Source organism: Sphingobium algorifonticola, assembly GCF_004005485.1.
Classification (GTDB): domain Bacteria; phylum Pseudomonadota; class Alphaproteobacteria; order Sphingomonadales; family Sphingomonadaceae; genus Sphingobium; species Sphingobium algorifonticola.
Genome location: NZ_RZUL01000007.1, coordinates 128879 through 136689 on the forward strand (window position 1 = coordinate 128879; position 7811 = coordinate 136689).

The 7811-nt window shown below is 64.1% G+C and carries 7 protein-coding genes and 1 tRNA gene; 3 read left to right on the forward strand and 5 right to left on the reverse strand.

Going from position 1 to position 7811, the window contains the following annotated elements:
- Positions 1-40: 40 nt before the first annotated feature.
- The gene (locus tag ENE74_RS15660) at positions 41-1039 is read right to left on the reverse strand and encodes a 2-hydroxyacid dehydrogenase (protein ID WP_127691844.1); all 999 of its coding nucleotides are present in this window, start codon (positions 1037-1039) and stop codon (positions 41-43) included.
- Positions 1040-1175: 136 nt separating this feature from the next.
- On the opposite strand from ENE74_RS15660, the gene ENE74_RS15665 reads away from it, so the two are divergent.
- Positions 1176-1658, forward strand: a complete 483-nt coding sequence (locus tag ENE74_RS15665) for an SH3 domain-containing protein (RefSeq protein WP_127691845.1) — start codon at positions 1176-1178, stop codon at positions 1656-1658.
- Position 1659: 1 nt separating this feature from the next.
- Positions 1660-2265 carry a phosphatase PAP2 family protein gene (locus ENE74_RS15670; RefSeq protein WP_338142995.1) on the forward strand — a complete coding sequence of 202 codons (606 nt, stop codon included), beginning with the start codon at positions 1660-1662 and terminating at the stop codon, positions 2263-2265.
- 4 nt (positions 2266-2269) lie between these two features.
- Here the strand turns inward: ENE74_RS15670 and eda are convergent, their stop codons facing one another.
- From eda to zwf, 4 genes are read right to left on the reverse strand one after another with little or no spacing between them, the layout of a single operon-like run.
- Complete coding sequence (gene eda, locus ENE74_RS15675; RefSeq protein WP_127691847.1) at positions 2270-2887, reverse strand: bifunctional 4-hydroxy-2-oxoglutarate aldolase/2-dehydro-3-deoxy-phosphogluconate aldolase; 618 nt, start codon at positions 2885-2887, stop codon at positions 2270-2272.
- Positions 2884-3879 carry a glucokinase gene (gene glk / locus ENE74_RS15680; RefSeq protein ID WP_127691848.1) on the reverse strand — a complete coding sequence of 332 codons (996 nt, stop codon included), beginning with the start codon at positions 3877-3879 and terminating at the stop codon, positions 2884-2886. Before glk ends, eda begins: the two co-directional genes overlap by 4 nt.
- Positions 3880-3882: 3 nt before the next feature.
- On the reverse strand, positions 3883-5712 hold the full coding sequence (gene edd, locus ENE74_RS15685) for a phosphogluconate dehydratase (RefSeq protein ID WP_127691849.1): 1830 nt from the start codon (positions 5710-5712) through the stop codon (positions 3883-3885).
- Positions 5705-7171, reverse strand: coding sequence for a glucose-6-phosphate dehydrogenase (zwf, locus tag ENE74_RS15690; protein ID WP_127691850.1), 1467 nt, complete (start codon positions 7169-7171; stop codon positions 5705-5707). The genes edd and zwf overlap by 8 nt, the downstream gene beginning before the upstream one ends.
- Positions 7172-7356: 185 nt before the next feature.
- Between zwf and ENE74_RS15695 the strand changes: the two genes are divergently transcribed.
- Positions 7357-7441 (forward strand) — tRNA-Leu (locus ENE74_RS15695).
- The last annotated feature ends 370 nt before the right edge of the window (positions 7442-7811 follow it).

Sequence of the window (7811 nt, forward strand, 5' to 3'; positions counted from 1 at the left end):
TCTACTCAGGAGGAACGGATTTTATATCTGACGCCCTGTACTAAACCCACCCCTCCAGCACCTGATCGGGCGGGCGGTGCCCGTCCACCCAGGTGCGGATATTGGTGATGACTTTCGCCCCGGTCGCATCGCGGCCCTCGAATGTCGCCGATCCGACATGCGGCAGCAGCACGACGTTGGAAAGCGCGAGCAGGCGCGGATCGACCGCCGGTTCATGGGCATAAACGTCCAGCCCGGCACCGGCGATCCGGCCTGCGGCCAGCGCATCGACCAGAGCGGCTTCGTCGGTTATTTCGGCGCGGGACGTATTGATGAAATAGGCGGTCGGCTCCAGCAAGGCGATACGGCGCGCGTCGATCATGCCTCGGCTGTCATCGTTCAGCGGACAATGTACCGATATGATGTCGCTGGTTTCCAGCAGCATGTCGAGATCGGCGTGCCACAGCGCCCCGGTCTCGCGCTCTACCGCTTCGGGCAGGCGGTGGCGGTTGTGATAGGATATTGCCAGGCCGAAAGCGGCGGCGCGACGGGCCACGGCCTGCCCGATGCGGCCCATGCCGACGATTCCCAGCCGCTTGCCGCCGATGCGGTGGCCCAGCATGCTTGACGGGCTCCAGCCCGCCCATGTGCCCGATCGCACCAGCTTTTCGCCCTCGGCCAGCCTTCGGGGCACCGAGAGGATGAGCGCCATCGTCATGTCGGCGGTGTCTTCGGTCAGAACGCCGGGTGTATTGGTGACGATGATGCCCTTGCGGCGCGCCGCATGCAAATCGATGTGATCGACGCCACTGCCAAAACTCGCAATCAGTTGCAGCCGGTCGCCAGCCTGTTCGATCAGATCGGCATCGAGCGGGTCCGTCACGGTTGGCACCAGCACGTCGCACTGCTGCATTGCCATCGCCAGTTCGTCGCGCGTCATCGGCCGGTCATCGGTGCGCAGCCGGGCGTCGAACAATTCCCCCATGCGGCTTTCCACCGCATCGGGCAGACGCCTGGTCAGCGTGACGGTCGGTTTCGCCGGGCGCGGTTTTCTGGGCATATGCAGCCGCTATTCCCGGCCATCGTGAAGGTCAAGCGGTTATGGACGGCGGCTGCGGATCGCATCGGTGGTTGAACGATCGCCCCGGCGGTGGCAATCAGGCGCGGCAGGCGGGCAATAGCACAGGGATGCGGACATGGTGGGATGGAATCGCGTTTCGAGCGTAGCGGCCGCGGCGCTGGTTGCCGTTTGCTGGGCTGCCACGCCGGTCGCCGCGCAATCGCAGAAGACTGTGCCCTATTGGGCGTCGATCTCGCAGCCCGAAGCACGGATGCGGGTCGGCCCCAACCTCGATTATCCCAGCAACTGGATTTATCGCCGTCGCGACTTGCCGGTAAAGGTGGTGCAGGTGCTGGGCAACTGGCGCAAGATCGAGGACAGCAGCGGCACGCAGGGCTGGATGCATGTGCGCCTGCTGAGCGACACGGCCACGGCGATCGTGCGCTACGGGGTCACGGAAATGCGCGAAAAGCCGACGGCCGATTCGCGATTGCTGTACCGCGTGGAGCCTGGCGTCGTCGGGCGGATTGCCGAATGCACGAGCGGATGGTGCATGATCGATGTGGGCGGCAAACGGGGCTATGTGCCGGCCGAGGCGCTATGGGGCGCCGTTGAGTGACGTGATGCTGCCCCGGACACTGCCTTTGGTCCTGCTGGTGTCCGCACTGGCGATGGGTGCTGCGTCATGGTGGGCCCAAGGACCATTGCCGGGCGATGTCGCTCTGACACAGGCTGCGCAGGCATTCTTCGGCGCGCGCCCGGCATGGGCGGAGCATGTCACCACCAGCGCCACCGATCCGTGGATGTGGGGCGTCATGCTCGCGTGCGGGCTGGTTGCGGCGCTGGTCCGTAATGGTGCGACGGGCGTCGGGATCATGATCGGTTTTGCGGTCGCACTGGCGGCGGACAGGCTCCTGCGGCTGTTCCTGCATGTCCCGCGTCCCACGGCCGATCTGGTGGCGGTGGCAAAGCCCAGTCAATCGTCGGGTTTGCCGTCCACTTTTGCGCTGGTCTATGGCGCGACGGTCGGCATCGTCATGCTACTGGCGCTCGCCCGTAGGGATGGCACGGGGCGCATTCTGGCTGTCGTGATGGCGGCGCTGCTGCTGGCGGGTTGCGCTGCCCGCGTGACGATGGGTGGTCACTGGCCCAGCCAGATGGTGGCCAGCGTCATGCTTGCCATGTCCTTGGGGTTGTACGTCCTGCGCTATGGGCGCGACGACTGACCGATCAGCCGCGCAACGATGCCGCCGCGCGCGCCAGTTCCTCAATGCGGTGCGCATCGACCGGACCCTTGGGCACCAGCCAGCTTCCGCCGACGCATTTAACAGCCGGTTCCGCGAGCCAGTTGCCCGCCGTCTCGAACCGGATACCGCCCGTGGGGCAAAAGCGCGCCGTGTTGAAAGGCGCGGCGAGCGCCTTCAGCGCAGGCAGGCCGCCGGACGTCTCGGCCGGGAAAAACTTGAACCGCGACAGGCCCATGTCCATGCCTCGCATGATGTCTGCGGCGGTCGCCGTGCCGGGCAGAAAGGCGATGCCACTGGCGATTGCGGCCTTGCCCAGCGGTTCTGTAAGGCCGGGGCTGACGATGAACTGCGCTCCGGCTTCCAGCGCGGCGTCGAGTTGCGCGGGATTGAGCACCGTGCCCGCGCCGACGACGGCCCCTGGCACCTTGGCCATTTCGCGCATCACGTCGAGCGCGATCGGTGTCCGCATCGTGACTTCCAGGGCCGGCAAGCCGCCCTTTACCAGCGCCTCGGCGATCGGCGCGGCATCTTCGATCCGCTCGATCACCAGCACCGGGATCACCGGGGCAAGCTCCATCACCTGATCGACAGTCAACGTCATGCATCTTCTCCACGATAGGCGGCGGCCGCGCCGAACAATCCGATTTCGTCATGGATGGCAAGGCGCACCGGAACACGCTCCATCAAACCCTGAAAACGGCCCTTGGCGGTAAAGCGGCTGTGAAAACCGCTGAGCGGCAGCATCGTTTTCATCCGCTGCGTCAGGCCTCCTGCCAGCACGACGGTGCCCGGGCCATGGGCCAGCGCCAGATCGCCCGCGACAGAGCCGTAGCACATGCAGAAACGCTCAAGGCTCGTGCGCGCGAAGTCATCGGTATGTTCCAGCGCCGCCTGCCACAGATCGGCATCGGTCATCAGTTCGACCCGGTCGTGACCGATCGTCGCCATCGCCTTGTACAGATTGTTGAGGCCAGGGCCGGACACGATCCGTTCGGCCGAAACGCGGAGGAACTTGTCGCGCAGATAATCGACGATCCGGCCCTCCAGAACATCGAGCGGCGCGAAATCGATATGGCCGCCTTCGGTCGCAACCACATGGGGCGTGCCATCGACGAAAGCAATCATCGCGACACCCAGGCCAGTGCCGGGGCCGAGGATCGTGACCGAGCCGTTGCGCGGCATCGGCGTATCCGGGCCGAACAGCAATTCCAGATGATCGGCAGGCAATTTCGATACGGCATGGGCCACCGCCTCGAAATCATTGACCAGGCACAAGGTGTCGAGATCAAGATCGGCCTTCAGCGCGTCAGGGCGGACCACCCAGTTGCTGTTGGTCAGCTTGATGACTTCGCCGCCGATCGCAGTCGCGAAGGCGATGGATGCGGCGCGGGGGAGGGCGGCTGTTCCCTGTGCCGTTTCGTCCCGTGCGAACGCGGCCCAGCATGCCTGGAGGCTGGGATAGTCCGCCACCTTGTATTTGCGCACCGTGCCCAGCACGGGCACACCGCTCTTGCCGATCGTCGCGATCGCGAAGCGGGCGTTGGTGCCGCCCACATCCACGCTGACGATCGACGTTTTGGTCGTTGGCTTCATTGTTCAGATTTCCGCTTCCATCGCGGCCAGGATCGGTGAAGCACCTTCCTCCGCCAGATCGCTGTGATGGCGGAACAGGGCGAAGAGTTCGCGTCCGGTATCATAAGGCGGGGGCGGCGGCACGGGGGCCTCGCGCGCCGCCCATTCCGGTGCGTCGACCAGCGCCTCCACCACGCCCGTCCGCGCGCACACCCGCACGATATCGCCGTCGCGCAGCTTGCCGATCGGGCCGCCGCCCAGGGCTTCGGGGGAAAGGTGGATGGCGGCGGGGACCTTGCCCGATGCGCCAGACATGCGGCCGTCCGTCAGCAGGGCGACCTTGAAACCGCGATCCTGCAAGACACCCAGCGCAGGCGTCAGCTTGTGCAGTTCGGGCATGCCGTTGGCGCGCGGCCCCTGGAAGCGGACGACCACGATCACGTCCTGCTCCAGCGCGCCTGCCTTGAATGCTTTCAGCACATCGTCCTGATTGTGGAATACGCGCGCCGGTGCCTCGATTGTCCAGCGTGCCGGGTCCACTGCGCTCACCTTTATGATGCAGCGACCCAGATTGCCGGACAGCAGGCGCATGCCCCCGTCTGCGCTGAAGGGATCGGATACCGGGCGCAGCATGGTCAGATCGCGCGACTGGTCCGGTGCGTCCTTCCAGACCAGAGCGTCGTTGTCGAGTGTCGGCTCCTTGCCGTAATCGGTCAGGTCTGCCCGCGCGACCGTCTTGATGTCGCGATGGAGCAGGCCGTTGTCGAGCAATTGGGTGATGATCCAGGCCATGCCGCCGGCGGCCTGGAAATTGTTCACATCGCCCGCACCGTTCGGATAGACGCGCGCCAACAGCGGGATCACATCCGACAATTCGGCAAAATCGGTCCAGTCGATCGTGATCCCCGCGGCGCGCGCGATGGCAGGCAGATGGATCGCGTGATTGGTGGACCCGCCAGTGGCCAGCAGGCCGATGATGGCGTTGACAATGGCCTTTTCATCCACGCATTCGCCCAGCGGCCGGTAGTCGTCGCCATCCCAGCCGATCGCCGCCACCCGGTGCGTCGCGGCGCGGGTCAGTTCGCCACGCAGCTTCGTGCCCGGATTGACGAAGGCGGCATTGGGCATGTGCAGCCCCATGATCTCCATCATCATCTGGTTGCTGTTGGCCGTGCCGTAGAATGTGCAGGTGCCCGCGCCATGATAGCTTGCCGCCTCGGCTTCCAGCAGTTCCGCCTTGCCGACCTTGCCCTCAGCATACAGCTGGCGAATGCGGACCTTTTCCTTGTTGGCAAGGCCCGAGGGCATCGGGCCGCCGGGAACGAGGATCGTTGGCAGATGGCCGAAGCGCAGTGCGCCGATCAGCAGGCCGGGCACGATCTTGTCGCAGATGCCGAGCAGCAGCACGCCTTCGAACATCGCATGGCTCAGCGATACGGCCGTGGCGAGTGCGATCGTGTCGCGGCTGAACAGCGACAAGTCCATGCCCGCCTGTCCTTGCGTTACCCCGTCACACATGGCGGGAACGCCGCCCGCCACCTGCGCGGTTGCGCCCACTTCGCGCGCCGCGATCTTGATCGCTTCGGGATAGCGGCCATAGGGCTGATGCGCAGAAAGCATGTCGTTATAGGATGTGACGATGCCGATGTTCATCGCGCCGCCGGACCGGATGACGCCTTTGTCTTCTTCCGCTGCCGCGAACCCGTGCGCCAGATTGCCGCAGGACAGCTGATCCCGATTGGTGCCCGCATCCCGTCCGCGCCGTATGAGGTCGAGATATTTCTGTCGCCGCGGCGCGCTGCGCTGCACGATCCGTTCGGTCACGGCGGCAATGGTGGGATGCAGATCAGTCATGCCAGCTTGCTCCATCGCGTTCGATCAGGGCGATGGCGGAGGATGGCCCCCAGTTCCCGGCAGCATATGGGGCGGGCTTCACGCCCGCCGCTTTCCATCCTTCGATGATCGAATCGATCCAGACCCATTGCGCCTCCACTTCGTCCCGCCGAACGAACAGCGTGGGGTCGCCTTCCAGCAGATCCAGCAGCAGCCGCTCATAGGCGATCCGCCTCCGTTCGCCTGCAAAGGCATGCGCCAGCGAAACGTCTAGGCCGACTTCCTGCAACTTGACGCCGCCACGATCCAGCCCGGGTTCCTTCGCCATGATCAGCAGGCGGATGTTTTCCTGCGGCTGAAGCCGGATGATGAGGGTATTGGGTTCGAGGCCCGATCCATGGCCGCGCGTGCCGAAAATGCTGTGCGACACCGGTTTGAACTGGATCAGGATTTCGGACTGGCGCGCGGGCATCCGCTTGCCGGTCCGCAGATAGAATGGCACGCCGGTCCAGCGCCAGTTGTCGATATGCGCTTTCAGTGCCACGAAAGTCTCCGTGTCTGAAGCCTGACCCAGCTCGTCGGCATAGCCCGTCACGATCGCCCCGCCGACAGCGCCTGGGGTATATTGCCCGCGCACGCTGCAGGCCTTCACACTGTCGGCATCCATCGGGCGTAGCGAGCGCAGAACCTTGACCTTTTCGTCGCGGACCGCTGTCGAATCGAGGCGAGCCGGCGGTTCCATCGCGATGATCGAAAGGATTTGCAGCATGTGGTTCTGCACCATGTCGCGCAGGGCACCGACGCCGTCGTAATAGGAGACGCGCCCTTCCAGACCGACCGTCTCGCCGACGGTGATTTGCACATGGTCGATGGCCGTGGCGTTCCACAGCGGCTCGAACATCATGTTGCCAAACCGCAGCGCCATCAGATTCTGAACGGTTTCCTTGCCGAGATAATGATCGACGCGGAAGATCGACTCCTCGGCAAAAAGGCCGCCGATGGCGTCGTTCACGACCTTGGAGGAGGCAAGATCCTTGCCGATCGGCTTTTCCATCGCAATCCGGGTGTGCGGTCCCACCAGTCCCGCCTCGGACAGGCCCTGCGCCGTAGGGGCAAAGAGGGACGGGGGGGTGGACAGGTAGACGGAGATACCTTTGTCAATCCGGTCGGCAACCCGATCCGCCAGCGCCTGGAACTGGTCGGCATTCCCCGCTTCGACGGGGCTGTAAAGGATCATACCGGTCAGGCGCTCGGCCAGCGTCGCATCGTAACGGTCCTGCGGCAGGAATTTGCGTAGCGCCGCATCGACATCCTTGCGGAATGAGGCGTCGTCGAGAGTCGACCGGCCCGACGCCACGATCAAGAAATCCTCCGGCAGCAGCCCGTCGCCCAGCAGATTGTAGAGGGACGGGAAGAGCATCCGATGGGCGAGATCGCCGGTGGCACCGAATAGCAGGAGCGTGGCAGATGGTTCGGTCAAAAGGTCGTCCCCTTACCGTTGCTGACGATGACGATGTATCTGCACGATGCGCCCCGGTATAGCGGCAGAAACCATGGTCGCAAGTCCGCGCGCGCGCCTTTTCGCACGGCGATGCCTTTTGATGCCATGGGATCGAAGCGAATGTTGCAAGCGCGCGGCGGCTCGGCTAAGCGGTCGCCTCTGTCGCCCCTGTGGTGAAATTGGTAGACGCGTCCGACTCAAAATCGGATTCCGAAAGGAGTGCTGGTTCGATTCCGGCCAGGGGCACCAGTTTCTGAAGCCTTCGCGTGAAGGTGCTTTTCGTTCTGAAGCCAGCGCGCTGGCGTCCTGCGTGCCGGTTCGCGCAGGCTCGGACAAAAAGTTGGATTTTGCCGTTGACACGAATCGGTCACAGGCATAAACGGCGCCCTCCGGACGACGCAGCGGCTTCTTCAACCGCTCTGGCAACAGAGTGGAACCAAGACCGGCCGCCGCAGAAATCCTCGGAAATTCGGTTCTTTGACATTGTTGAAAGATGAAGGGACATGTGGGCGACGGCACTGGTTTCTGGTGGTTTTATGGCGCCGGGTAATCAGATAAAGCCAAGTCGTTCCTTGTAGCGTTTTGCTGGGGCATGGGCTTTTTGGTTTATGCTTTGGCG

Excerpts from the sequence above, each read along its gene's own strand:
- ENE74_RS15660 (WP_127691844.1), bottom strand. The coding sequence starts at position 1,039 with ATGCCCAGAAAACCGCGCCCGGCGAAACCGACCGTCACGCTGACCAGG.
- ENE74_RS15665 (WP_127691845.1), top strand. The coding sequence starts at position 1,176 with ATGGTGGGATGGAATCGCGTTTCGAGCGTAGCGGCCGCGGCGCTGGTT.
- eda (WP_127691847.1), bottom strand. The coding sequence starts at position 2,887 with ATGACGTTGACTGTCGATCAGGTGATGGAGCTTGCCCCGGTGATCCCG.
- glk (WP_127691848.1), bottom strand. The coding sequence starts at position 3,879 with ATGAAGCCAACGACCAAAACGTCGATCGTCAGCGTGGATGTGGGCGGC.
- edd (WP_127691849.1), bottom strand. The coding sequence starts at position 5,712 with ATGACTGATCTGCATCCCACCATTGCCGCCGTGACCGAACGGATCGTG.